The 21,924-nt window shown below is 62.9% G+C and carries 26 protein-coding genes; 19 read left to right on the forward strand and 7 right to left on the reverse strand.

The window, feature by feature from the left end:
- The first annotated feature begins 17 nt into the window (after positions 1-17).
- From CVE41_RS12015 to CVE41_RS12035, 5 genes are all read left to right on the forward strand, one after another.
- Complete coding sequence (locus CVE41_RS12015; RefSeq protein ID WP_100260873.1) at positions 18-884, forward strand: alpha/beta fold hydrolase; 867 nt, start codon at positions 18-20, stop codon at positions 882-884.
- Positions 881-2,026, forward strand: a complete 1,146-nt coding sequence (locus CVE41_RS12020; RefSeq protein WP_100260874.1) for a glycosyltransferase — start codon at positions 881-883, stop codon at positions 2,024-2,026. Before CVE41_RS12015 ends, CVE41_RS12020 begins: the two co-directional genes overlap by 4 nt.
- A 137-nt stretch (positions 2,027-2,163) precedes the next feature.
- The gene (locus CVE41_RS12025; protein ID WP_100260875.1) at positions 2,164-2,940 is read left to right on the forward strand and encodes a tetratricopeptide repeat protein; all 777 of its coding nucleotides are present in this window, start codon (positions 2,164-2,166) and stop codon (positions 2,938-2,940) included.
- A gap of 21 nt (positions 2,941-2,961) precedes the next feature.
- A complete protein-coding gene (locus CVE41_RS12030; protein ID WP_232725693.1) occupies positions 2,962-4,314 on the forward strand; it encodes an outer membrane protein assembly factor BamB family protein in 1,353 nt (450 codons plus the stop codon).
- Positions 4,315-4,366: 52 nt separating this feature from the next.
- Positions 4,367-5,722 carry a methyltransferase family protein gene (locus CVE41_RS12035; RefSeq protein WP_100260877.1) on the forward strand — a complete coding sequence of 452 codons (1,356 nt, stop codon included), beginning with the start codon at positions 4,367-4,369 and terminating at the stop codon, positions 5,720-5,722.
- Here the strand turns inward: CVE41_RS12035 and CVE41_RS12040 are convergent, their stop codons facing one another.
- Genes CVE41_RS12040 through CVE41_RS12050 form a run of 3 tightly spaced genes read right to left on the reverse strand, consistent with a single transcriptional unit; the run spans position 5,723 to position 8,206 of the window.
- Complete coding sequence (locus CVE41_RS12040; protein WP_100260878.1) at positions 5,723-6,025, reverse strand: putative quinol monooxygenase; 303 nt, start codon at positions 6,023-6,025, stop codon at positions 5,723-5,725.
- Positions 6,026-6,039: 14 nt separating this feature from the next.
- Positions 6,040-7,410, reverse strand: coding sequence for a glutamate--cysteine ligase (locus CVE41_RS12045; RefSeq protein WP_100260879.1), 1,371 nt, complete (start codon positions 7,408-7,410; stop codon positions 6,040-6,042).
- 40 nt (positions 7,411-7,450) lie between these two features.
- On the reverse strand, positions 7,451-8,206 hold the full coding sequence (locus CVE41_RS12050) for a 16S rRNA (uracil(1498)-N(3))-methyltransferase (RefSeq protein ID WP_100260880.1): 756 nt from the start codon (positions 8,204-8,206) through the stop codon (positions 7,451-7,453).
- A 39-nt stretch (positions 8,207-8,245) separates the two neighbouring features.
- On the opposite strand from CVE41_RS12050, the gene ubiA reads away from it, so the two are divergent.
- From ubiA to CVE41_RS12085, 7 genes are all read left to right on the forward strand, one after another.
- On the forward strand, positions 8,246-9,163 hold the full coding sequence (ubiA, locus tag CVE41_RS12055) for a 4-hydroxybenzoate octaprenyltransferase (protein ID WP_100260881.1): 918 nt from the start codon (positions 8,246-8,248) through the stop codon (positions 9,161-9,163).
- A gap of 88 nt (positions 9,164-9,251) precedes the next feature.
- Positions 9,252-9,911, forward strand: a complete 660-nt coding sequence (gene fsa / locus CVE41_RS12060; RefSeq protein WP_100260882.1) for a fructose-6-phosphate aldolase — start codon at positions 9,252-9,254, stop codon at positions 9,909-9,911.
- A 10-nt stretch (positions 9,912-9,921) separates the two neighbouring features.
- Complete coding sequence (cobT, locus tag CVE41_RS12065; RefSeq protein WP_100260883.1) at positions 9,922-11,745, forward strand: cobaltochelatase subunit CobT; 1,824 nt, start codon at positions 9,922-9,924, stop codon at positions 11,743-11,745.
- 8 nt (positions 11,746-11,753) lie between these two features.
- Positions 11,754-12,212, forward strand: a complete 459-nt coding sequence (locus CVE41_RS14660; RefSeq protein ID WP_157799501.1) for a hypothetical protein — start codon at positions 11,754-11,756, stop codon at positions 12,210-12,212.
- Entirely contained in the window at positions 12,209-12,883 is a 675-nt protein-coding gene (locus tag CVE41_RS12075; protein ID WP_100260885.1) for a nitroreductase, read from the forward strand. The genes CVE41_RS14660 and CVE41_RS12075 overlap by 4 nt, the downstream gene beginning before the upstream one ends.
- A gap of 26 nt (positions 12,884-12,909) precedes the next feature.
- Positions 12,910-14,355: a cysteine--tRNA ligase gene (cysS, locus tag CVE41_RS12080; RefSeq protein ID WP_100260886.1), complete on the forward strand. Its 1,446-nt coding sequence runs from the start codon at positions 12,910-12,912 to the stop codon at positions 14,353-14,355.
- Between the two features lie 42 nt (positions 14,356-14,397).
- Entirely contained in the window at positions 14,398-15,336 is a 939-nt protein-coding gene (locus CVE41_RS12085) for a D-2-hydroxyacid dehydrogenase (RefSeq protein ID WP_100260887.1), read from the forward strand.
- On the opposite strand, the gene CVE41_RS12090 is transcribed toward CVE41_RS12085, so the two are convergent.
- Positions 15,337-15,696 carry a hypothetical protein gene (locus CVE41_RS12090; protein WP_232725694.1) on the reverse strand — a complete coding sequence of 120 codons (360 nt, stop codon included), beginning with the start codon at positions 15,694-15,696 and terminating at the stop codon, positions 15,337-15,339.
- Positions 15,686-15,901 (reverse strand): hypothetical protein, encoded by a 216-nt coding sequence (locus CVE41_RS12095; protein ID WP_100260888.1) that lies wholly within the window; start codon positions 15,899-15,901, stop codon positions 15,686-15,688. Before CVE41_RS12095 ends, CVE41_RS12090 begins: the two co-directional genes overlap by 11 nt.
- Before the next feature lie 175 nt (positions 15,902-16,076).
- Between CVE41_RS12095 and CVE41_RS12100 the strand changes: the two genes are divergently transcribed.
- Positions 16,077-16,718 carry a S24 family peptidase gene (locus CVE41_RS12100; RefSeq protein WP_100260889.1) on the forward strand — a complete coding sequence of 214 codons (642 nt, stop codon included), beginning with the start codon at positions 16,077-16,079 and terminating at the stop codon, positions 16,716-16,718.
- Between the two features lie 83 nt (positions 16,719-16,801).
- Positions 16,802-17,443 carry an MBL fold metallo-hydrolase gene (locus tag CVE41_RS12105; RefSeq protein ID WP_100261510.1) on the forward strand — a complete coding sequence of 214 codons (642 nt, stop codon included), beginning with the start codon at positions 16,802-16,804 and terminating at the stop codon, positions 17,441-17,443.
- 36 nt (positions 17,444-17,479) lie between these two features.
- On the opposite strand, the gene CVE41_RS12110 is transcribed toward CVE41_RS12105, so the two are convergent.
- Complete coding sequence (locus CVE41_RS12110) at positions 17,480-17,878, reverse strand: MAPEG family protein (RefSeq protein ID WP_198507663.1); 399 nt, start codon at positions 17,876-17,878, stop codon at positions 17,480-17,482.
- 243 nt (positions 17,879-18,121) lie between these two features.
- Between CVE41_RS12110 and rpmF the strand changes: the two genes are divergently transcribed.
- From rpmF to CVE41_RS12135, 5 genes are all read left to right on the forward strand, one after another.
- Positions 18,122-18,301, forward strand: a complete 180-nt coding sequence (gene rpmF / locus CVE41_RS12115; protein WP_090482457.1) for a 50S ribosomal protein L32 — start codon at positions 18,122-18,124, stop codon at positions 18,299-18,301.
- Positions 18,302-18,328: 27 nt separating this feature from the next.
- Positions 18,329-19,366, forward strand: a complete 1,038-nt coding sequence (plsX, locus tag CVE41_RS12120) for a phosphate acyltransferase PlsX (RefSeq protein WP_100260890.1) — start codon at positions 18,329-18,331, stop codon at positions 19,364-19,366.
- Complete coding sequence (locus tag CVE41_RS12125; RefSeq protein WP_100260891.1) at positions 19,363-20,328, forward strand: beta-ketoacyl-ACP synthase III; 966 nt, start codon at positions 19,363-19,365, stop codon at positions 20,326-20,328. Before plsX ends, CVE41_RS12125 begins: the two co-directional genes overlap by 4 nt.
- Before the next feature lie 104 nt (positions 20,329-20,432).
- The gene (locus tag CVE41_RS12130) at positions 20,433-20,732 is read left to right on the forward strand and encodes an integration host factor subunit alpha (RefSeq protein WP_198507783.1); all 300 of its coding nucleotides are present in this window, start codon (positions 20,433-20,435) and stop codon (positions 20,730-20,732) included.
- A 16-nt stretch (positions 20,733-20,748) separates the two neighbouring features.
- On the forward strand, positions 20,749-21,126 hold the full coding sequence (locus tag CVE41_RS12135; RefSeq protein ID WP_100260892.1) for a MerR family transcriptional regulator: 378 nt from the start codon (positions 20,749-20,751) through the stop codon (positions 21,124-21,126).
- Positions 21,127-21,138: 12 nt separating this feature from the next.
- On the opposite strand, the gene CVE41_RS12140 is transcribed toward CVE41_RS12135, so the two are convergent.
- Positions 21,139-21,918: a class I SAM-dependent methyltransferase gene (locus tag CVE41_RS12140; protein WP_100260893.1), complete on the reverse strand. Its 780-nt coding sequence runs from the start codon at positions 21,916-21,918 to the stop codon at positions 21,139-21,141.
- Positions 21,919-21,924 lie beyond the last annotated feature (6 nt).

The raw sequence follows: 21,924 nt of genomic DNA on the forward strand, positions 1-21,924 counted from the left end.
GCGCTACCGCGCTTCCTATGAGCACCGAATACAGCGAGCGTAGCTGGCAAAGCGCCGAGGGCCTGACCCTCTATTTTCGTGATTACGGGCAGGCGAACGATCGCCCTCCGGTGCTGTGTCTTCATGGCCTGACCCGCAACAGCAAGGATTTCGAAGACGTCGCGGCACATATCGCCGACCAAGGCTGGCGGGTGATCGTGCCCGACATGCGCGGTCGCGGGAAAAGCGACTACGCCGAAGACAGCGCGACCTACGCCGTGCCGCATTACATCGGCGACGTTCTGGCTCTCCTTGAGCAGGAGGGAATCGAAAAGTTTGTCTCCATCGGCACCTCGATGGGCGGGCTCATGACCATGCTGATCGCGCAGGCCATGCCGCAGCGCATTGCTGCCGCGCTGCTCAACGATATCGGCCCGGTGGTCGATCCGGCGGGCATCGACAAGATTCGCACGTACCTGGGCCAGGGCCGCAGCTTCCCGACCTGGATGCACGCGGCACGCGCGCTGGAAGAGGTGCATGGGGAATCGCATCCCTCCTTCGATACGGAGGACTGGATTGCGATGGCCAAGCGCGGGATGACCGTGTGCAGCAATGGCCGCATCGCATTCGATTACGACATGAAGATCGCGGACCCGTTCAACGACGCCGATGAAAATGCAGTCCCGCCCGACCTGTGGCCCGGTTTCGAAGCATTGGCGAGCAATCCGCTGCTGCTGGTGCGCGGCGGCCTGTCCGCCTTGCTGAGCGCCGATGCTTTCGCCGAAATGCAGAAGCGCGCCCCCAACGCGGATGTCGTCGTCGTCGCGGATGCCGGCCATGCGCCTACGCTGGACGAGCCGGAAGTGCGCACGGCGATCGATTCCCTGCTCGCCAGCGTCAAATGAACGCCAAGTCCGGCGGCGGCGTGCCGCGTGTCCTGCACCTGCAATCGACCTTTGCCGCTGGCGGCAAGGAACGTCGCACTGTCGAATTGATCAACGCCTTCGGGGGCAGGCTGGCCCACACAATCGTGTCGGCTGAACCGGACCGGCTCGATGCGGCAGAGGGCATTGCCAAGGGCATTCGCGTCACGCTGCAGCCTGATTTCCCGAGCCTCAAGGGCACACCGCTTCCCGGTCGGCTGATGAAAATCGCCAAGGCGATGAAGCAATACGACCTCGTGCTGACCTATAATTGGGGCGCGATGGATGCAGTCATGGCGCACACGATGTTTTCCGAGGCGCTCGACCTGCCACCGCTGATTCATCACGAAGATGGGTTCGACGAAAGCGAATTGAGGAAACGCAAGCGCAGCCGCACCTGGTATCGCCGGGTTGCGCTGGGCAAGGCATCCGGCCTGGTCGTGCCATCCGAGACGCTGGAAGAGATCGCACTCGTCGAATGGCAGCAACCGCTCGGCCGCGTGAAGCGGATCCCCAACGGCATCGACACCAAGGCTTTCGCCATGCGGCCCAAGCCCGACACCCTGCGGCTGATCAAGCGCAAGGGCGAGCATTGGGTCGGCACGCTGGCGGGCCTGAGAACCGTGAAGAACCTGCCCCGGCTGGTGCGCGCATTCGCTTCCATGGATGATCAATGGCACCTCGTGATCATCGGCGAGGGGGCAGAGCGCGATGCTATCCAGGCGGAAGTCGACCGGCTGGAGATCAACGACCGTGTCCACTTGCCCGGTGCGGTCAGGGATCCGGCGCGCGTGATAGGCCTGTTCGATATATTCGCCCTGTCGAGCGATTCCGAGCAATTCCCCCTCTCGGTAGTAGAGGCGATGGCCGCTGGCCTTCCTGTCGTTGCGCCGGACGTGGGCGACATCAAGGACATCGTGGCCGAGGAAAACCGTGAATTTATCACGCCGCCGGGCAACGAGGGTGCACTATCCGCATACCTACGCGACCTGGCGCGCGATTCCGGCCGCGCAGAGCGGATCGGAGCGGCAAACCAGTCGAAGGCCCGTGCGCAGTTCGACCGCGACAAGATGGTCGCGACCTATCGCCGCCTGTATTCCAGTGCCATGCGCAGGGAGTTCTGAAGCGCTGCGCGACGTTTCATCGCGCGTTCACCCGTCGGGGGACAGGCTCGCTCCCCGGACGGACAGGCATTGCCCTCTTACCGAGCTATGCCTAAAGACCCGCCCACAGATTTGCCCTTAATGGAGACCGAGCCGCAGTGGCCCGCAAACCCAAGACCGAACTCACCCGCGAAGAAAAGAAATCACGCGCCGAGGCCGCCGAACAGGAAGCCCTTCTGCGCGAGGTCGACGATGCCGTCCGCCAGGGCGACATGGAAAGCTTCATGGGGACTTATGGCAAACCGCTGATCGGCGTGCTGATCGTCGGCCTTGCGGCATTCGGCGGATACCTGTGGTGGGACAACCGCAACGAAGCGGCGATGGAAAACCAGTCCGAAGCCCTGGTCGTCGCGCTCGACCAGCTCGAAGCCGGCAATACCGCGGCAGCACTCGACCGTCTCGACGGCGTGGAGGGCGAAGGAACCCCCGCGATCAGCGCCAAGCTGCTGCGCGCAGGTCTGGCGGCGGAAGAAGGCAATGCCGAAGAAGCCGCCAAGCTGTTCGGCGAAGTAGCCGAAGATGGCAGCGCGCCGGAAACCTTCCGCGATATCGCCCTGATCCGCCAGGTTACCGTCCAGTACGATTCGATGAAGCCTGCGGACGTCATCGCCAAGCTCAAGCCGCTTGCGACCCCGGGCGAACCCTTCTTCGCCACGGCAGGCGAGCTCGTCGCCCATGCCTATCTGGCACAGGGCAAGCGCGCAGAGGCCGGAGCATTGTTCGGCCAGATCGCCCGCGACGCCGCGACACCGGAAGGTGCACGTGCACGCGTGCTCAATATGGCTGGCGTGCTAGGCGTCGATGCCGTGGACGATGTCGAGGAACTGCTCGACAGCCAGCGTGCCGACCCGCAATCCGGCACACCCAGCGAATAATCGATCATATACGGACCCATGATGAGCCAGACCAAAGCCAAATCGATCAAGCGCGGCACGATTGCCGCAACCCTGGCCTTGGGCCTCGCCGCCTGTAGCGGTGGCCTGTTCGGGGGCTCCGACGACAAGAAAACGACCCCGACCCTCGGCGACCGTGAGCCTATCCTTTCGCGTATCGAAACGGGCGCGAAGGTCGATCCGTCGCTCGCCGGCGTTTCGGTGGTCCTGCCCCCGGCGCAGGCCAATGCCGAATGGGGCCAGGCAGGCGGCTCCGCCAGCAAGAGCTACGGGCACCTTGCCCTCTCGCAAACCCCGACCCGTGCCTTCACCGCGGAAGTCGCCGGCGCCGACAATCGCCAGCGTCTCGGCGCTTCTCCCGTTGTTGGTGGTGGCAAGTTGTTTGCCGTTGGCACCGACGGCCGCGTGAACGCCTTCAATGCGCAGACCGGTGTGCGCCAGTGGGACTACCAATCGCAACTTACCGACGACACGCGCCCCTCGGCTTTCGGCGGCGGCGTCAGCTACAGCGCGGGCAAGGTCTACGGCACCGATGGGGCAGGCAATGTCTTCGCCCTCGATGCGCAGACCGGTGCCGAGCTGTGGAAGGTGAAGCCCGGCGGCCCGCTGCGCGGTTCGCCGACGCTGGCGTACGACAACGTCTTCGTGATGACTCAGGATAACCTCCTTTACGCCCTCAACGCGGCGGATGGCAGCCTGCAGTGGGACGAATCGGGTTCGACGACCATGGCAGGCGTGTTCGGCGTGGCTGCCCCTGCGGCAGGTCAGGGTACGGTCGTTGCCGGTTACACTTCGGGCGAACTCATCGCCTATCGCTATGAAAACGGCCGCAGCCTATGGGCAGACGCCCTGGCCCGCACCTCGATCTCCACGCAGGTCGGTGCACTGTCGGACATCGACGCCGATCCCATCATCGACAATGGCCGGGTCTATGCGCTTGGTCAGGGTGGACGCATGGCCGCATATGAGCTCGTCACGGGCCAGCGCCTGTGGGAACTCAACGTGGCAGGGATTTCGACCCCGGCCATCGCTGGCGAGTGGATTTTCGCGCTGACCGACGATGCGCGCCTGATCTCGATCCAGCGCAGCAGCGGCAAGGTCCGCTGGCTGACCCAGATGCCGCGTTACGAAAACGAGGAAAAGAAGAAGAACCCGATCTTCTGGCAGGGTCCGGTTCTCGCCGGCGGCCAGCTGTGGGCGGTCAATTCCAATGGCGAGATCTGGCGCATCAGCACCGGCGAAGGTTCGGCCACCCTGTTCACCGAACTGGGCGAATCTATCAGCTTGCCACCCGTTGTTGCCAACGAAACGCTCTTCGTTCTCGACGACAGCGGCACGATCACCGCTTTCCGCTAGGCGCGCGATAGTTTTCGTACCGTTTACCATTGCCGCGTTATAGGGTGCGGCCATGGTCCAACACGCATCCGTTCCGGACACGCGTCCACCCAGCGATGTCTCGCCAGCCGTCGGGCTGGTGGGGCTTGCTGCATTGCTCGCATGGGTGTGGATTGCGCGGGACTGGGCGGGAATAGCCGAATTCTGGGGGCTGCCGGGCCCGCGAGAGCCACTGGTCGGGCAAAACGCGGCAATTGCCGGCCTCGTCTTCATCACCGTGCCCATGGTTGCGTGGTCGATACTCGTCGACAAGGTGCACCTGCGCCCTTCGACCGGGATCGACTGGTCGCTCGGGAAAAGCCGCAAGCCCGATCTCGAGATGTCGCTGACCAAGATCGCGGGACTGTGGGCGACCTGGGCCATCCTTGTAGCGCTTTACTGCCTGTGTCGCTGGTACTGGGCCGGAAACTATATTTACGCGCTGAAGGTATTGGCGGTCATGGGGGCCGCGATGGTGGTGCTGTCGGTGCCCTATGTTCTGTGGCTGGACCGCGTGATGAAGAACCCGCGCGACCATGCCTGGCATTTCGGCGCCATGCTGTTCATGCGCGACGACTGGGACCGCGGGGAGGTGCTGAAGCACTGGCGCGCATGGATCATCAAGGCCTTTTTCGGCGCTTTCATGATCTCGATCGTACCGGTGAACTTCGCCAATGTAGTGAATGCCGACCTCTATGAATTCCTGTCCAACCCGGTGATTTTCGCCGTGGTGCTGATCAACCTGCTGTTCCTCGTCGATGTGATGGTGGGCGCGGTGGGATACATTGTGACGTTACGTCCGCTCGATGCGCACATCCGGTCCGGCAATCCCTTCCTCGGCGGCTGGCTGGCAGCGCTGGTGTGCTATCCGCCGTTCGTGTGGGGCATCCTCGGCAACGGGCAGGTCATGAGCTACGAACACCATGTCGAACAATGGCATTACTGGCTGGCCGGAAACGAGGTTGTCCTGTGGCTGTGGGCGGGATTGCTGGTCTGCCTGACCGCGATTTATGCGTGGGCGACGTTCGCCTTCGGTATCCGGTTTTCCAACCTCACCTACCGCGGTGTGCTGACCAACGGCCCGTATCGCTTCACCCGGCACCCTGCGTATCTGTCCAAGAACCTGTTCTGGTGGTGCAGCGTGATGCCGTTCCTCGTCGTGAACCAGAGCCCGGTGGATGCGATCCGCAACACCTTCTTCCTCCTCTGCGTGAACGGCATCTATTATTGGCGTGCGCGCACGGAAGAGGCGCACCTGCTGGCCGAGGACCAGAAATATCGCGATTATTACGCGTGGATGGGGCGCAACGGCCTGATTACCGCGCCGCTGACGAGGCTTTTCGCGAAGTTTACGCCGCGCCCGCGGGCACCGGCACAACCTGCCGAGTAGTCAGCCGAGCGGCTGGCCGTCGTCGGTTTCGTAGATCCGCAGGTCGCGCGAAACGGGCGGATTGTTCGCCATGACTTCCTGGAAAGCCGCCATGTGCGCCGATTTGCCATGCGCATCGAGCGCCGCCTTGTCGCGCCACCGCTCGAACAGGACAAGCGTGTTGGGATCGGCCAGATCGCGCGCGAAAGTATAATCGAGGCAGCCGTCTTCTGCGCGGCTTGCGCGGACCATGGTAATGATCGCGTCCAGCGTGTTGCTGTCGATACCTTCGGCCAGTCGGATCGTGCCGTTAATCTGGATCATCGCCGTGTCCTCTCTCAGAAGCTGTATTTGTAGACCCGCTTGATATCGCCGCCCCATTCGCCGTGATAGCGATCCAGCAGGACTTGCGCGGGCACCTTGCCGCTGGCGACGATCTCGTCGAGCGTTTCGAGGAAGCCCGTTTCGTTGTCGCCCGAGGTATTCAGCCTGCCGCGCGCAGCGAGACCCGAGCGGGCGATGGCCAGCACGTCCTTCGCCATATCGCGCAGCTTGCCACCACCAGGGATAGGCGCGTCGAGCGCCAGCTTGGGCACCGCGTTACGCAGGTTTTCGCGCTCTTCCATCGTCCAGTCCTTGACCAGGTTCCACGCCGCATCGAGCGCGCCCTGGTCGTAGAGCAGGCCGACCCAGAATGCGGGAAGGGCGCAGATGCGGCTCCACGGACCGCCGTCCGCGCCGCGCATTTCGAGGAAGCTCTTGAGGCGTACTTCGGGGAAGGCGGTGGAAAGGTGATCCCACCAGTCGCTTTGCGTCGGCTTTTCGCCGGGGAGAATCGACAGCTTGCCATCGAGGAATTCGCGGAAACTGAGGCCTGCCGCGTCGAGGTACTTGCCGTCGCGGAAGACGAAATACATCGGCACGTCGAGCATGTAGTCGACCCAGCGTTCATATCCGAAGCCGTCTTCGAACACGAAGGGCAGCATGCCGGTGCGATGCGGGTCGGTGTCGCTCCAGATATGGCTGCGATAGGAAAGGTATCCGTTGGGCTTCCCTTCGGTGAAGGGCGAATTGGCGAACAGGGCCGTTGCCAGCGGTTGCAGCGCGAGGCCGGTGCGGAACTTCTGCACCATGTCCGCTTCCGATGAATAGTCGAGGTTCACCTGGATGGTGCAGGTCCGCAGCATCATGTCGAGTCCGAGAGTGCCGACGCGCGGCATGTGCCGCATCATGATCTCGTAGCGGCCCTTGGGCATGATCGGCAGCTCTTCGCGGGTCTTGTCGGGCCACATGCCGAGGCCGAGGAAGCCGACGCCGCAGTCTTCGCCGACACGCTTCACCTGATCGAGGTGTCGTCCGGTTTCGGCGCAGGTCTGGTGCAGGTTTTCCAGCGGCGCGCCGGATAGCTCCAGCTGGCCGGCCGGTTCTAGGCTGACCGTGCCGTCGTCGCCGCGCATGGCGATGACCTTGCCGCCTTCCTCCACCGGCTCCCACCCGAACTGGCGCAGCGACATCAGGATATCGCGAATGCCGCCTGGTTCGTCATAGGAAGGCGCGCGGAAATCCTCGCGGCGGAACACCAGCTTTTCATGCTCGGTCCCGATGCGCCAGTCGGCCTTCGGTTTTTCGCCAGACTGCATCGGGGCGACCAACTGGTCGCGCGATTCGATGATCGGATCTTCCTTGGCGGAGGTGTCGCGCGTGCTCATTGGGTGGCGTTAGAAAACCCAATCCCGCTGCGCAAAGGAATTATTCCTCGTCGATCCAGTCGCCTGCCTCAGCCATCCACACGGCTATTCCCGCAATCGCTGCCGTTTCGCCGCGCAGGATGCGCGGGCCGAGACCGATCGGGCGGGCATTGGGGTGGGCGCGGATCGCCTCTCGTTCTGCATCGTCGAAGCCGCCTTCGGGCCCGGTGAGCAGTGCTGCCGGGCCGTCCGCATAGCAAAAGGCATCGGCGGCCGGTTCGCCGCCTTCCTCGTCGGCAAAGAACAGCAGGCGATCTTCGGGCCAATCGCGCAGCAGGGCGTCGAGCTTCACCGGCTCTGCTACCTGGGGGAGAGCAGTACGGGCACATTGCTCTGCCGCTTCGGTCACTATGGCAGAAGCACGGTCGAGGTTGAGTTTGTCCGCAACGCAGCGCCGCGTGACGACCGGCGCGATCCGGTCGACGCCGAGCTCGGTCGCCTTTTCCAGCACCATGTCGAAGCGGTCTTTTTTCAACAGCGCAGGACACAGCCAGAAATCCGGCACCGGCTCGCGCGGGCGCTGGTGATGGGTCGGTTGCAGCGTCACGTGACGCTTGCCGGCTTCGACCACTTCGGCGGCCCACTCGCCAGTCACGTTGTCGCACAGGATCACCGCGTCGCCGGGGGATACCCTCATGACCTTGGTCAGGTAGTGCGCCTGATTGCCCTCTATCTGAACGGTCGCATGGTTCGAAAGTTCGGTGTCGACGAACAGGCGGGGAGCGCTCTTGGGCGGCCAGGCGGCTGTTGCAGGCATGGCTAGCCTGTTGGCGTCTCGCGCATTAGGAAGCAAGCGATGAACGACACCTCCGCCCCTCCGCAGATCGTCCCCGACAGCGAACATCGCGGACTGGTCGAGCGCCTGCCGCAATTGCCGCGCGACCTTGCGATGCTGGCGCGGTTCGACCGGCCGATCGGCTGGTGGCTGCTGTTCTGGCCCTGCGCATGGGGCGTGTGGCTGGCAGGAGCAGGTTGGCAGTTCGCGCTGCTCGGCTGGCTATTGCTCGGCAGCATCGCCATGCGCGGCGCGGGCTGCGTCTATAACGACATCGTCGATGCCAAGCTCGACCGGCAGGTGGCGCGCACCGCCAGCCGCCCTGTGGCAAGCGGGCGCGTGTCGAAGAAACTCGCATGGGGCTGGCTGGTTACGCTGAGCCTCGTCGGCCTCGTCGTCCTGCTGCAACTCGAACCGCTGGCGCAAATGGTCGCGCTGGCCAGCCTTGCGCTGGTTGCGGCCTATCCGTTCATGAAGCGCATCACCTGGTGGCCGCAGGCGTGGCTCGGCATGGTCTTCACCTGGGGGCTGCTGGTCGGTTTCACCCATTTCCGCGCCGATAATCTCGATGCGCTGGCCGCCATGTATGCGGGCGCTGCGCTGTGGGTGATTGGTTACGACACGATCTACGCCATGCAGGACCGCGAGGATGACGCGCTGGTCGGCATACGCTCGTCCGCACTCCGCCTTGGGGGCAGGGTGCGCGGGGGCGTCGCGCTGTTCTATGGTGGAGCCGTGGCCCTTTGGGCGCTTGCCTTCTGGCTATACCGGGCGGATTGGATCGCCTTGCTGGCCCTGCTGCCCGCTGCCGCGCATCTGGTATGGCAGGTCGCCACGCTGGATGGCGAGGACCCCGACAATCCGCTCGAACGTTTCCGCGCCAACCGCTGGACCGGGGCGCTAGTCGCCGCGGCCTGTTTGGTGGTGGGCAATGCGTGAGCGTGCGACGGCCAAGCCTTGACTCATAGCCCGCAATCGCCTTGCAGCGGGTAACACCTTTTCTCGCCTTTTTGCGGAGCGCACACCCATGAAATTCTTCGTCGACACTGCCGATATCGCCGACATCAAGGAAATGGCCGACACCGGCCTGCTCGACGGGGTGACGACCAATCCCTCACTGATCGCCAAGTCGGGTCGCGATTTCATGGAAGTGACCAAGGAAATCTGCGGCCTTACCGATGGCCCGGTCAGCGCCGAGGTCGTCGCGCTCGACCATGAAACCATGATGAAGGAAGCGGAAACCCTGCGCCGGATCGCGGACAATGTCTGCATCAAGGTTCCGCTGACGATCGACGGGCTCAAGACCTGCAAGAAGCTGACCAGCGACGGCACGATGGTCAATGTGACGCTGTGCTTCTCGGCCAACCAGGCCCTGCTTGCGGCCAAGGCGGGCGCGACCTTCGTGTCGCCTTTCGTTGGCCGCCACGACGACAACGGCTTCGACGGCATGGAGCTGATCGCGGATATCGCGCAGATCTATTCCAACTACGGCTTCGAGACCGAAATCCTCGTCGCTTCGATCCGCAACCCCGTCCACGTGCTGCAAAGTGCGCGTATCGGTGCCGATGTCGCCACCATGCCGCCTGCCGTGATCAAGGGCCTCTTCAAGCACGTCCTGACCGACAAGGGCCTGGAAGGCTTCATCAAGGACTGGGAAAAGACTGGCCAAAGCATCCCGACGTCCTAACTAGGCCTACGTGACCGACCAGACACCCCTCGACCGCTTCAAGCAGGCACTGACCGGCACCGCCCGCGCCCTGGCGCAGGAGCCGGAGGTCGAGGTCGCGTGGAGCGCGGACAGCCCGAGCCAGTCGGGCAAGAACTTCCGCGTTCCGCTGCCCGGTCGCACCTTGCCCAAGGACCAGGCGACGGAAGCGCGCGGCTTTGCCGACAGCTTCGCGCTGCGCCTTCGCCACCACAACGAAGCGCTGCACAATCGCGGCGCGCCGCCCGAACCGATTGCCCGCGCCTGCTACGATGCGATCGAGCAGGTGCGTTACGAGGCGATCGGCAGCACGCGCTATTCCGGCATTCGCGACAACCTGGACGCGGCGGTCGAACTGCGCACGGCCAGCGACCCCATCGCGCGCGCCGATGCCGCGAACGAAGTCCCGCTGCCGACTGCGCTTTCCCTGATGCTGCGCGAGGCGCTGACGGGCGAAGCCATACCCGAGCGCGCGAAGGCGGGCGTCGACATGGTGCGCGAGGACATCCTGTCGAAGATCGGCAGCGATATGGACGATCTTGCAGGAGCGCTCGACGACCAGCGCGCCTTCCAGGACCTGACGATGGAGATGCTCCGTCATCTCGAGCTGACCTTGCCCGAAATGCCCGAGGACGAGGGCCGCGAGGACGGTGACGAGGACGAGGGCGATACGCCCGAAGAAGACCAGGACACCGACGAGGAAGACGAGGGCGAGGCCCAGCCGCAGGAAACCGATGCCCGCGGCGAAGTCAGCGACGGCGAAGCCGATGGCGATGCGGATCAGGACGTCGAGGGCGAGCAGGAAATGTCCGATGGCGATCCTTCGGACGAGGACGGCGAGGGCATGCAGCCCGTCCGCCCGAACCGACCGTGGACCGACCTGCCCGAAGATTTCAACTACCGCGCCTATACCGACAAGTTCGACGAGGTGGTCGAGGCGCCCGAGCTGTGCGATCACGAGGAACTGGACCGTCTGCGCGCCTATCTCGACAGCCAGCTTGCTGGCCTGCAGGGCATCGTCACGCGGCTGGCCAACCGGCTCCAGCGCCGCCTCATGGCGCAGCAGAACCGCAGCTGGGATTTCGACCAGGAAGAAGGCCTGCTCGATGCCGCACGCCTGACCCGCGTGGTCGTCAGCCCCGGCCATGCGCTGTCCTACAAGATGGAGCGAGACACCGAGTTCAAGGACACGGTCGTCACCCTGCTGATCGACAATTCCGGCTCGATGCGCGGGCGGCCGAGCTCCATCGCTGCGATCAGCGCCGACATCATGGCGCGTACGCTCGAACGCTGCGGCGTGAAGACCGAAATCCTCGGCTTCACCACCCGGGCGTGGAAGGGTGGGCAATCACGCGAGGCGTGGCTCGCCGACGGCCGTCCTGCCGACCCGGGCCGCCTCAACGATCTGCGCCACATCATCTACAAGAAGGCCGACGAACCCTGGCGCCGCGCGCGCCGCAATCTCGGCCTGATGATGCGCGAAGGGCTGCTGAAGGAAAACATCGACGGCGAGGCGCTGCTCTGGGCGCACACCCGCTTGCTCGCTCGCCCCGAAGACCGCCGCATCCTTCTGGTCATCAGCGACGGCGCGCCGGTCGACGACAGCACGCTGAGCGTGAACCAGGCGGGCTATCTCGAAGGGCACCTGCGCAAGGTGATCGAGTGGATCGAGAAGCAAAGCCCCGTCCAGCTCGCCGCCATCGGCATCGGCCATGACGTGACCCGCTATTACAAGCGCTCGGTGACGATCATGGACGTGGAACAGCTCGGGGGGACTATTATCGAGCAACTTGCGGGATTGTTCGAGGTGGAGTGAGCTAAGCGTTGGCGACCCAGAAACACAAAAGACCATTTGATTGGGACTTTGATCCGTCAGTTCTGAGTGGAATTGCGGGGTGTTCTGCCCTCACCGAATATTTGGGGGAACACCCTTCCTTCCACGATTCTGACCTCGTCGGACTTTATCTGCGCGATGGGCAGGCTATCGTGGAAATCGAAATGGATGGAGCCTGGCAAAGAGGGACATTCAATCCCGATAAGAAATGCCGGGTGAAAATAGCGATGGTCCAAGTGGTTGGCTTCCATCTTTTTTGCGCTGTACCCAGCACTGTTCATTCGCTCGGATTTCGTACGATTATAGAAGGCACGGAGTTTCCCCCTAGGTTGTTTGACGTACGAGCTGGTGACATCGAATTGGGCCTAGAGGATGTCTACGGCACAGGCGGAACAATTCTCGCCCGATCAGCACGGATTGATTTTGTTCCGACCAAGGATAGCAAATGAACGTTACCCAAGCCGTCCAGTCTCGCCGCTCCGTCCGCGCCTTTACCGACCAGCCGGTCGACCGAGAAACGCTCATCCGCGTGCTCGAGAAGGCGCAGCGTTCGCCTTCGGGCGGTAACGTTCAGCCGTGGAATGCCATTATGCTCACCGGCGAGCCGATGCAGGCGTTGTTCGACCGGGTGGCGCAGGAGTTTCCCAAAGGGCGCGCGGCGCTGAAGCCCGAATACGATATTTATCCCAAGGGTCTCGACGGCGTTTACGAGGAGCGCCGCTTCGGCGTGGGCGAGGACATGTATTCCTCGCTCGGCATCACCCGAGAGGACAAGGCCAAGCGCCTCATGTGGTTCGCGCAGAACTTTCGCGCCTTCGGGGCGCCGGTGCTGATGCTGGTCCACACGCCCAAATACATGGGCCCGCCGCAGTGGAGCGATATCGGCATGTGGCTGCAGACGATCATGCTGCTGCTGCGCGAGGAAGGGCTGGATAGCTGCGCGCAGGAAGCCTGGGCCGCCTACAGCCCGCAGGTGCGCGAGATGGTCGACATTCCAGACGACCACACCTTCTTCTGCGGCATGGCCATCGGTTACCGCGATCCGGATGCTCCGGTGAACCAGTTCGATGTGAAACGCGCCCCGCTGAAAGAATCCGTGCGCTGGGAGGGTTGGCAGTAAGCGCGCCGCGACCTAATGCGCACGCCATGACCGAAACGCCGTTCAAGCTGTTCAACTCGCTCACCCGCGAGATCGAGACTTTCACTCCCGTCCATCCGGGCGAGGCGCGCGTCTATTCCTGCGGGCCGACGGTCTACAACTACCAGCACATCGGTAATATGCGCGCCTACGTGTTCTCCGACACGCTCGGCCGTGTGCTGCGCTGGAAAGGCTACGACCTCACCCATGTGATCAACATCACCGATGTCGGCCACCTCACCTCCGATGCGGACGAGGGCGAAGACAAGATGGAGAAAATGGCGGCCAAGGCGGGCAAATCCGCCTGGGATATCGCCAAGTTCTATCAGGAAGATTTCGAGCGCGACCTTGCCCGGCTCAACATTACCGGCAAGCAGCACCCGCGCGCCACGGAATATGTCGAGCCGATGATCGAGTGGGGCAAGCGGATCGCCGACAAGCACTGCTACGAGCTCGAAAGCGGTCTCTATTTCGACGTCTCGACCATCGATGACTATGGCAAGTTGGCCCGCGCCGTGACCGAGGAAGGCGAAGGCCGGATCGGCCGGCTGGAAGGCAAGCGCAACGCCGCCGACTTTGCAATCTGGCGCAAGACGCCTGAGGGCGAGACGCGGCAGATGGAATGGGATTCACCATGGGGCAAGGGCGCGCCCGGCTGGCATCTCGAATGCTCGGTCATGGGTGAGGCGCTGCTCGGCTTCCCGTTCGACATCCACACCGGCGGCATCGACCATCGCGAAATCCACCACCCGAACGAGATCGCGCAGAACCAGGCCTATTGCTGCACCGGCGGGCTGGGCGATGCCGAGAACAGCGGCGCGCGCATCTGGATGCACAACAATTTCCTTGTCGAGCGCAGCGGCAAGATGTCGAAGAGCTCGGGCGAGTTCCTCCGGCTGCAACTGCTGATCGACAAGGGCTACCACCCGCTCGCATACCGCATGATGTGCCTCCAGGCGCATTACCGCAGCGAGCTGGAGTTCAGCTGGGAGGGGCTGGGGGCTGCGCTGACGCGGTTGAAGCGTATCGTGATGGGTGTCGAACGCCTGAAGGACGAAGTGGCAGGCGATCCATCGCACCAGAAGTTCGCACCGATGCGTGAAAAGTTCGAGGCCGCGATTTCTGACGATCTTAACACTTCTGTCGCCCTTGTGGCGCTGGACGAGGCGCTGGCGGTCAAGAAGGTCGATGGCGGTGTGAAGCGCGCCGTGATCGAGGACATGGACCGCGTTCTTGGCCTGAACCTGTTCGACCTGACCCGCGAACACCTCCGCATTCGCCCAGTCTCGGCAGAGATCACCGAAGCCGAGATCGAGGCCGAACTGATCCGCCGCAAGGAGGCGAAAATCGCCAAGGATTTCGCCACCAGCGATGCGATCCGCGCGACCCTCGCTGCCAAGGGTGTTGAAGTGATGGACGGCGATCCGCTCGGCTGGGAGTGGAAGCTGGGCTAAGTTGCGGTTAGGGACTGTTTCTTGAAGAGGAGAGTCCCCCGCATGACCAAAGCCGTGATGTCCGCCCTGATCCGCCCGCTGGTGGAGCCGCGCCTGCCCGATTGGGTGGAGCCCATGTGGTTCATGACCAAGGAGCAGGCGCTGGAACTCGCTCCGGAGGCTGAGATCGGGTGGTTCGACCTCAACGACAAAGAGCCGATGATCGAGATCGCGAAGGCCGCGACCAATCTAAAGTGGCTCAATTCCATCTATGCCGGCCTCGACTTTATGCCGCTGGAACTCCTTCAGGAGCGCGGGGTCACGGTCACGAACGGTGTCGGCATCAACGCCATCACCATCGCCGAATATGTCGTCATGCTGATGCTCGCCCATGCCAAGGGCTATCGCGAGGTCGTCCGCGCGCAGGAACGGCACGAGTGGCTGCTCGACAGCCCCGGCAAGCGCGAATTGTCGGGCGAGCGCGTGCTGCTCCTCGGCCTTGGTGCGATCGGCAGCCTGATCAAGACGCGTCTCGAGGCGTTCGACATGACGGTGGTGCCGGTGCGTCGTTCAGGTGGGGAAGGTAACCTGCGCCCCGGTGAATGGCGCGAGAAGCTGGGCGAGTTCGATTGGGTAATCCTGGCGGTACCGTCCACCGAAGAAACCAAGGGCATGATCGGTGCCGCCGAATTGGCCGCCATGCGCCCCAATGCCGTGCTCGTGAACATCGCGCGCGGCGATGTGGTGGAACAGGATGCGCTCGTCGAGGCCTTGCAGGCAAAGAAGATCGAAGCCGCCTTGCTCGACGTGACCGATCCGGAGCCGCTTCCGGAAGATCACCCGCTGTGGGATCTCGAAAATGCGCAGGTCACGATGCACCTGTCGGGCCGCGCGCAGACCAGGATGTTCCAGCGCAGCGCCGACAGGTTCGTCGAGAATCTCGAAAGGTGGCAGAAGGGCGAGCCGGTCAGCCCGCAGATGGACCTTGTCGCCGGTTACTGATCAGGCGTCTTCGAGCAGGAGCAGCTCGCACTGAACGACCAGTCGCGGGTCGGGCATGATCCGGTGATCGACCTCGCTCACGCCGGCGTCGGCAACCAGCTGTCCGGCGAGCATGAATTCGTGATCGGGCAGGGCGGCAATGAAACGCTCCCCCGCTTCCACCGCATCCTCGCCCGCGAACAGGATGGAAAGGCTGTGGCGCGTGCCTGCGAAGGTGATGCTGGCCCATGCCTTTTCCGTATGGGTGAGCACCTGTCCCTGGTGTTCGCCAAGGGTAATCAGGGCGTCACGCAACCGATCCCCAGCGGTCCGGCGGGGGCGAATGGGTCTCTTGCGGGGTGGTTTGCCTTCAACCGACATGCGCCACCTCCTTGGAGGGAGTTTCGCCGCGCGCTGCCTCGAACCCCATCATGAACCCGCGAATGCGTGCTTCGGTGCCGCTGCGGGGCTCGCGTCCCATCCTGAGGTCGAGAACGAAGCGGGGATCGTGAGCCGCGAGACGACCGAACTTGGTCGGCGGCATCTCGTGGGTGCGAAGGAACTTCTCGATGGATCGAATCAGCATATGCGGTGCTCCCCTTTGGCTGTTCGGACTGACGAATCGCTCGCCGTGTTCTCTATTCGTTCCAGCCCAAATCCTACTTGTCTAGGAAAAATCCTATGCTATAGGAATTTTCTCTGGCGAGTTCTTCGGGAAGCGCGGATTTGTGCCAATCACGAGAGTTGGCGAGGAGTTAAGGATGGCGGAAAATCTCAGCGCGGACCGGGCGCGACTGGTCGAATTGGCGGAATCGAACCGGACCAGCCTGTCGGCGCTTTCGTCGATGTTGGGGCGTAATCCCAGTTACTTGCAGCAATTCGTGCGCAAGGGTAGTCCGCGTCGGCTGGAGGAACAGGACCGGCGCAGGCTGGCGGAATTCTTCGGTGTGGACGAGGTCGAACTGGGCGCCGATCCGGAACTGGTCCGACCGCGCGAATCGGACGACTTTCTCGCTGTACCGAGGCTCGCTCTCGATGCTTCAGCGGGGCCTGGTGCGGTTTCAGCGGAGGAAATATCCTTCGACAGTTTCCGCTTCTCGCGCCGATGGTTGCGCGAGATGGGCCTTGAGGGTGCAGACCTGTCGGCGATCCGGGTAGAGGGCGACAGTATGGAGCCGACCCTTCGCAGCGGAGACGAGATTTTTGTCGACCGCAACAAGCGCGCAGGCGAGGGCATCCATGTCGTGCGCATCGCAGACGTGCTGCACGTCAAACAGATCCAGGCCAGCGCGCCGGGGCGTATCACACTCATCAGCGCGAACGACGCCTATGCGCCGATCGAACTCGCGCGGGACGAGGTGGAGGTGATCGGACGCGTGGTTTGGAAAGGAGGCAGGGTTTGATCGTCTGGCGGGCGCACTGACTTGCATTCAGGCGCCGCTACAGCCATCTCGGCCGCATGACCGAAACCCCTTCGCAGCCCCCGATGAAAGCCGGCATTGTACCGGTAACGCCGCTCCAGCAGAACTGCTCGCTGATCTGGTGCACCAAGACCAACAAGGGTGCCCTGATCGATCCGGGCGGCGATCTCGACAAGCTGAAGGCTGCGGTCGCCAAGACCGGGGTGGAACTTGAAAAGATCCTCATCACGCACGGCCACATGGACCATTGCGGCGAGGCGGGTGTCCTGGCCAAGGAACTTGGCTTGCCGATCGAGGGACCGCAGGAGGCCGACCGTTTCTGGATCAGCCGCCTTGAAGAGGACGGCGCGCGCTACGGTATGAACAGCCAGGTTTTCGAACCGGACCGCTGGCTGGAAGATGGCGATACTGTCACTGTTGGCGAGCTGGAGCTCGAAGTCATTCACTGCCCCGGCCACACCCCCGGGCACGTGGTCTTCTTCAACCGGCCGAGCAAATTTGCCATCGTGGGTGACGTCCTGTTCCAGGGCAGCATCGGGCGCACCGATTTCCCTATGGGCAACCACCAGGACCTGATCGACGCGATTACAAAGAAGCTCTGGCCGCTGGGCGATGACGTGACGTTCATTCCGGGCCACGGTCCGACCAGCACGTTCGGCCAGGAGCGCAAGACAAACGCCTTCGTCAGCGACGCGGCGCTTGCGTGAGAAGCGGGCCGGACACGCGCCCGGCCCGCCTTTTCCCTAGATAACCCGCATCGCAATCAGCGTGGCCATCACCGCGAGTCCCAGAAGGGTCAGCATGGTGATCAGAGTGCCGATCATGCGTGGCTTGGTGCCGGTTTCCGCATCCATGCCCATGCCGTGGGCGACGCGGCCCAGCATATAGATGCCGGCAACCCAGGCGAGCCACGGAGCGCCCTTGCCGCTAATTTCGATCGCAGCGATAAGGACGAGCACGAAGGGCGTGTTTTCCACGAAGTTGAGCTGTGCGCGCATCCGGCGGGTCAGCGGACCGCCTCCGTCGTCGCCGTGAATTGTCTTGGTTACACCGCGCATCTGGCCGACTCGCACCGACAGCCACAGGTTGATAAGTGCCGCCGCAGCCGCTGCTGTCAGTGTGACAGGTAGAAACAAACCCATACGATCCCTCCCTTGTGATTTCTCTCGCGAACCCCATCTCGGGCTATAGGCAAGGGCCGGACCATGCAATGTGCAGGTGATGACAACGCACAGCGCTTGCACTGAGGCGAAAAATCGCTATAGCGCGCGCCTTCACCGTCATGGTCGAGAAGTTTCGGGTTTAAGCGCACTTGTGCGTTGCCGGACCTTCCACTAGGGCGGCCACCGAAATTGATTGTAATTGTTTGAGGAACAGGTGCCGCCATGGCCGTCCCCAAGAGGAAAGTATCGCCCCACCGCCGCGGCAACCGTCGTGCGCACGATTCGCTCAAGGTCGAAGCTCATCACGAGTGCTCGAACTGCGGTGAACTCAAGCGTCCGCACAACCTTTGCCCGCACTGCGGTTTCTACAACGGGCGCGAAGTCATCGCCGTCGGTCTTTAAGACCGTCACCGTAAGCCGGAGATCGTCATGAGTTTGCCGCGTATCGCTATTGACGCGATGGGCGGCGACGAAGGCGTGCGCACCATGATCGACGGTGCCGCGATGGCGCGGCGCCGCCACGATCGATTCAAGTTCCTGCTGGTCGGCGATGAAACGCGCATCAAGAATGCGCTCGCCGATCATCCGGGAATGTCCGGCGCTTCGGAAATCCTGCATTGCGAAGATGTGGTCGGGGGCGACGAAAAGCCTTCCAAGGCCCTGCGCCGTGCGAAAACCACCAGCATGGGCCTGGCTGTCGACGCCGTTAAGCGCGGCGAAGCTGGCGCAGCCGTCTCTGCCGGAAACACCGGCGCGCTGATGGCGATGAGCAAGCTTGCCCTGCGCACAATGCCGGGCCTCGACCGGCCCGCCCTTGCAGCGCTCTTGCCGACGCTGGGCGATAACGACGTTATCATGCTCGACCTTGGCGCAAACCGCGAATGCGATGCGCGCAACCTGGTCCAGTTCGCCATCATGGGCGCGGCCTATTCGCGCATCGTGACCGGCCGCGAACGTCCGCGCACCCGCCTGCTGAATATCGGCACGGAAGAGACCAAGGGCACCGAAGACATCCAGAATGCCGCCGAAATCCTGCGCGGGGCCACCGGTCTCGACATGGAGTTCGAAGGCTATGTCGAAGCGGACAAGATCAACCGCGGCGAATGCGATGTGGTCGTGTGCGACGGGTTTTCCGGCAATATCGCGCTCAAGGCGATCGAAGGTACGGCGCGCTTCGTCACCGACCTGCTGCGCCGCGCCTTCACCAGCTCGATTCGCTCCAAGGTCGGCTTCCTCGTGTCGCGTCCGGCGACCGAATTGCTCAAGCACCATCTCGACCCGAACAACCATAACGGCGCCGTATTCCTCGGCCTCAACGGCGTGGTTGTGAAAAGCCATGGAAGCGCGGACGCCACCGGCGTCGCCAATGCCGTGGAAGTCGCCGCACGCCTGCTTGAGGACGATATCCTCAACCGCATCCGCAAGGATCTCGGCGCTGTCGGCACCGAAGGGTTCTCGGCGAAATGATCCGTTCGGTCATCACCGGCAGCGGCAGCGCACTTCCAGCGAAGTGTGTGACCAACGCCGAGATGGCCGAGCGTGTCGAAACCAGCGACGAATGGATCGTGGAACGCACCGGCATCCGCCAGCGCTACATCGCCGGCGAGGGTGAAACCACCTCGACCCTGGCAACCGAAGCGGCTCGCAATGCGCTCGAAGATGCGGGCGTCGAGGCGAGCGAAATCGGCCTGATCGTACTGGCGACGGCCACGCCCGACCACACCTTTCCCGCCACTGCTACCCAGGTCCAGCATGCGCTGGGCTGCGGCGGGGGTGTGGCTTTCGATGTGCAGGCAGTCTGCTCGGGTTTCCTGTACGCGCTGGCAACCGCCGACTCGATGCTGCGCACCGGCATGGCGCAGAAGGCGCTGGTGATCGGCGCAGAGACTTTCAGCCGCATTCTCGACTGGGAAGACCGCACGACCTGCGTCCTTTTCGGCGACGGCGCGGGGGCCGTGGTGCTCGAAGCGCAGGACGTTGCCGAGGACGGTCCCGGCATCCTTTCGACCAAGCTTCATGCCGACGGAGCGCATCGCGAATTGCTCTACGTCGATGGCGGTCCCTCGACGACCGGAGAAGTTGGCAAGCTGCGGATGAAGGGACGCGAAGTGTTCCGTCATGCCGTGGTGAATCTTGCCGATGTTCTGCGTGAAGTGATTGGAAATACAGGAATTTCTGCCGAAGAAATCGACTGGGTCGTGCCGCATCAGGCCAACGCGCGCATCCTCGATGCGACCGCGCGCAAGCTCAATCTGCCGGTAGAAAAGGTGATCGTCACGGTGGACAAGCACGCCAATACGTCGGCTGCTTCGGTCCCGCTGGCCTTCGATGTTGCGCGCCGGGACGGCCGGATAAAACAGGGCGATCTCGTCATGTTCGAAGCCATGGGCGGCGGATTTACCTGGGGTGCATCGCTCGCCCGCATGTAAGCTTATAAACAAATGACGCATTCGGTTGTAAAAGACTACCGAATACAGTATGTTGCCATTTCTAAATCGGACCCAGGGTCGCGTCTGGGGAGAGAGAAATGGACATGATGCGCTCGGTGGGAACCCTGACCCGCGCCGATCTGGCAGAAACTATCAATCGTAAGATGGGCCTCAGCAGGGCCGAATCGCTCGATCTGGTGGAGCAGGTGCTCGACAAGATGTCGCAGGCCCTGATCCAGGGTGAGAACGTGAAGATTTCCGGTTTCGGCAGCTTCGTTCTGCGCGACAAGAAAGAGCGTATTGGCCGTAATCCCAAAACGGGCGTAGAAGTTCCGATCACGCCGCGCCGCGTCATGACTTTCCGGGCAAGCCAGTTGCTTAAGGATCGCGTCGCCGACGGCTAACTGCTAAGGGGATCGCATGGCCGAATTCGACGATCACAAGGACGAAGGTGCGCTCCGCACCATCGGTGAGGTAGCGCGAGCGACGGGTATCAAGACCCATGTCCTGCGATATTGGGAACAGCAGTTCCCCAGCCTCAAGCCCCTGAAACGCAGTGGCGGACGGCGCTATTACCGCGCCGAAGACGTGGCCTTGGTCGAACGGATCAACCGGCTAGTAAACGAGGAAGGCTATACTCTGAAGGGCGCGAAAGCCGCGCTGCGCGGCGTTCCGGACCAGCAGACTGCGGCGCAGGATGCGACAATCTCCACACCTGCCGGGTCCCCCGCAGCTCTCCTCCCGCGCCTGAAGTCCGTGCGTGACGAACTGCGTGCCGCGCTAGAAGCCGCCGGTTAGGGCCAGGCTCAACTAGACTGGTCTTCCAATGATCAGGCGCAGCGGACCGTCAAAGAACGGCTGCGTGCGCAAGTGCCCGTATTTTCGATCCCAATTCCCGCTTTCCAGATCTTCGGCAAGCGTGGTGACGAAACGATCGACCGCTTCATCCGGAACCAGGCTCCAGCTTGAACAGGCCAGTCGTGCGGCAGGATTGAGGAAGCGTTCGGGCCTTCCGTAATAGGCTTCGTTGAAACCGTCGCTGCATTCCAGCGGGACGGGAACTGGCTCGACTTCGATCTTGCCTCCCAAGGCGTCCACAATCCTCGAAATCTGCGGGAAACGCGCGGCTTCGACTGCGCGCACTTCGGGAATGTAATCGCTCAGCCAATAGTCGTGCATAAGCTCCGGATCGCACACCAGCAGGACGATCGGGCCGATCGTGACCCGGCGCATTTCCGACAGGCCTTTTTCGAGATCGCTCCACTGGTGGACGGTAACGCTCGCCATCGAGGCATCGAAGGATTTGTCGGGAAAAGGCAGGTCTTCCGCCATGGCATCGACGGCTTCGACCAGATGTGCAGGACGCTGTGCCCGCATGGAACGCGATGGTTCGACCGCCGTGACCTCACGATCGGTCGGCTCGTAGGAACCGGCTCCTGCGCCGACGTTCAAGACGGTCTTTGCATCTCCCAACGCGCGGTGGATCTGAGCTTCGATTATCGGGTCGGGCTGGCGGAATTGGGCGTAGGTTCCCCCGATGTCGCCATAATCGACATCGCCCGCGCTGCCATCACCTATCCGTTGCGTCATCGTTGG

Origin of the sequence: Qipengyuania seohaensis, from assembly GCF_002795865.1 — a bacterium.
GTDB lineage: Bacteria > Pseudomonadota > Alphaproteobacteria > Sphingomonadales > Sphingomonadaceae > Qipengyuania > Qipengyuania seohaensis.

Coding starts and splice junctions, on each gene's coding strand:
- CVE41_RS12015 (WP_100260873.1), top strand. CDS start 18: ATGAGCACCGAATACAGCGAGCGTAGCTGGCAAAGCGCCGAGGGCCTG.
- CVE41_RS12020 (WP_100260874.1), top strand. CDS start 881: ATGAACGCCAAGTCCGGCGGCGGCGTGCCGCGTGTCCTGCACCTGCAA.
- CVE41_RS12030 (WP_232725693.1), top strand. CDS start 2,962: ATGAGCCAGACCAAAGCCAAATCGATCAAGCGCGGCACGATTGCCGCA.
- CVE41_RS12035 (WP_100260877.1), top strand. CDS start 4,367: ATGGTCCAACACGCATCCGTTCCGGACACGCGTCCACCCAGCGATGTC.
- CVE41_RS12040 (WP_100260878.1), bottom strand. CDS start 6,025: ATGATCCAGATTAACGGCACGATCCGACTGGCCGAAGGTATCGACAGC.
- CVE41_RS12045 (WP_100260879.1), bottom strand. CDS start 7,410: ATGAGCACGCGCGACACCTCCGCCAAGGAAGATCCGATCATCGAATCG.
- CVE41_RS12050 (WP_100260880.1), bottom strand. CDS start 8,206: ATGCCTGCAACAGCCGCCTGGCCGCCCAAGAGCGCTCCCCGCCTGTTC.
- ubiA (WP_100260881.1), top strand. CDS start 8,246: ATGAACGACACCTCCGCCCCTCCGCAGATCGTCCCCGACAGCGAACAT.
- fsa (WP_100260882.1), top strand. CDS start 9,252: ATGAAATTCTTCGTCGACACTGCCGATATCGCCGACATCAAGGAAATG.
- CVE41_RS12075 (WP_100260885.1), top strand. CDS start 12,209: ATGAACGTTACCCAAGCCGTCCAGTCTCGCCGCTCCGTCCGCGCCTTT.
- cysS (WP_100260886.1), top strand. CDS start 12,910: ATGACCGAAACGCCGTTCAAGCTGTTCAACTCGCTCACCCGCGAGATC.
- CVE41_RS12085 (WP_100260887.1), top strand. CDS start 14,398: ATGACCAAAGCCGTGATGTCCGCCCTGATCCGCCCGCTGGTGGAGCCG.
- CVE41_RS12090 (WP_232725694.1), bottom strand. CDS start 15,696: ATGTCGGTTGAAGGCAAACCACCCCGCAAGAGACCCATTCGCCCCCGC.
- CVE41_RS12095 (WP_100260888.1), bottom strand. CDS start 15,901: ATGCTGATTCGATCCATCGAGAAGTTCCTTCGCACCCACGAGATGCCG.
- CVE41_RS12100 (WP_100260889.1), top strand. CDS start 16,077: ATGGCGGAAAATCTCAGCGCGGACCGGGCGCGACTGGTCGAATTGGCG.
- CVE41_RS12105 (WP_100261510.1), top strand. CDS start 16,802: ATGAAAGCCGGCATTGTACCGGTAACGCCGCTCCAGCAGAACTGCTCG.
- CVE41_RS12110 (WP_198507663.1), bottom strand. CDS start 17,878: ATGGGTTTGTTTCTACCTGTCACACTGACAGCAGCGGCTGCGGCGGCA.
- rpmF (WP_090482457.1), top strand. CDS start 18,122: ATGGCCGTCCCCAAGAGGAAAGTATCGCCCCACCGCCGCGGCAACCGT.
- plsX (WP_100260890.1), top strand. CDS start 18,329: ATGAGTTTGCCGCGTATCGCTATTGACGCGATGGGCGGCGACGAAGGC.
- CVE41_RS12125 (WP_100260891.1), top strand. CDS start 19,363: ATGATCCGTTCGGTCATCACCGGCAGCGGCAGCGCACTTCCAGCGAAG.
- CVE41_RS12130 (WP_198507783.1), top strand. CDS start 20,433: ATGATGCGCTCGGTGGGAACCCTGACCCGCGCCGATCTGGCAGAAACT.
- CVE41_RS12135 (WP_100260892.1), top strand. CDS start 20,749: ATGGCCGAATTCGACGATCACAAGGACGAAGGTGCGCTCCGCACCATC.
- CVE41_RS12140 (WP_100260893.1), bottom strand. CDS start 21,918: ATGACGCAACGGATAGGTGATGGCAGCGCGGGCGATGTCGATTATGGC.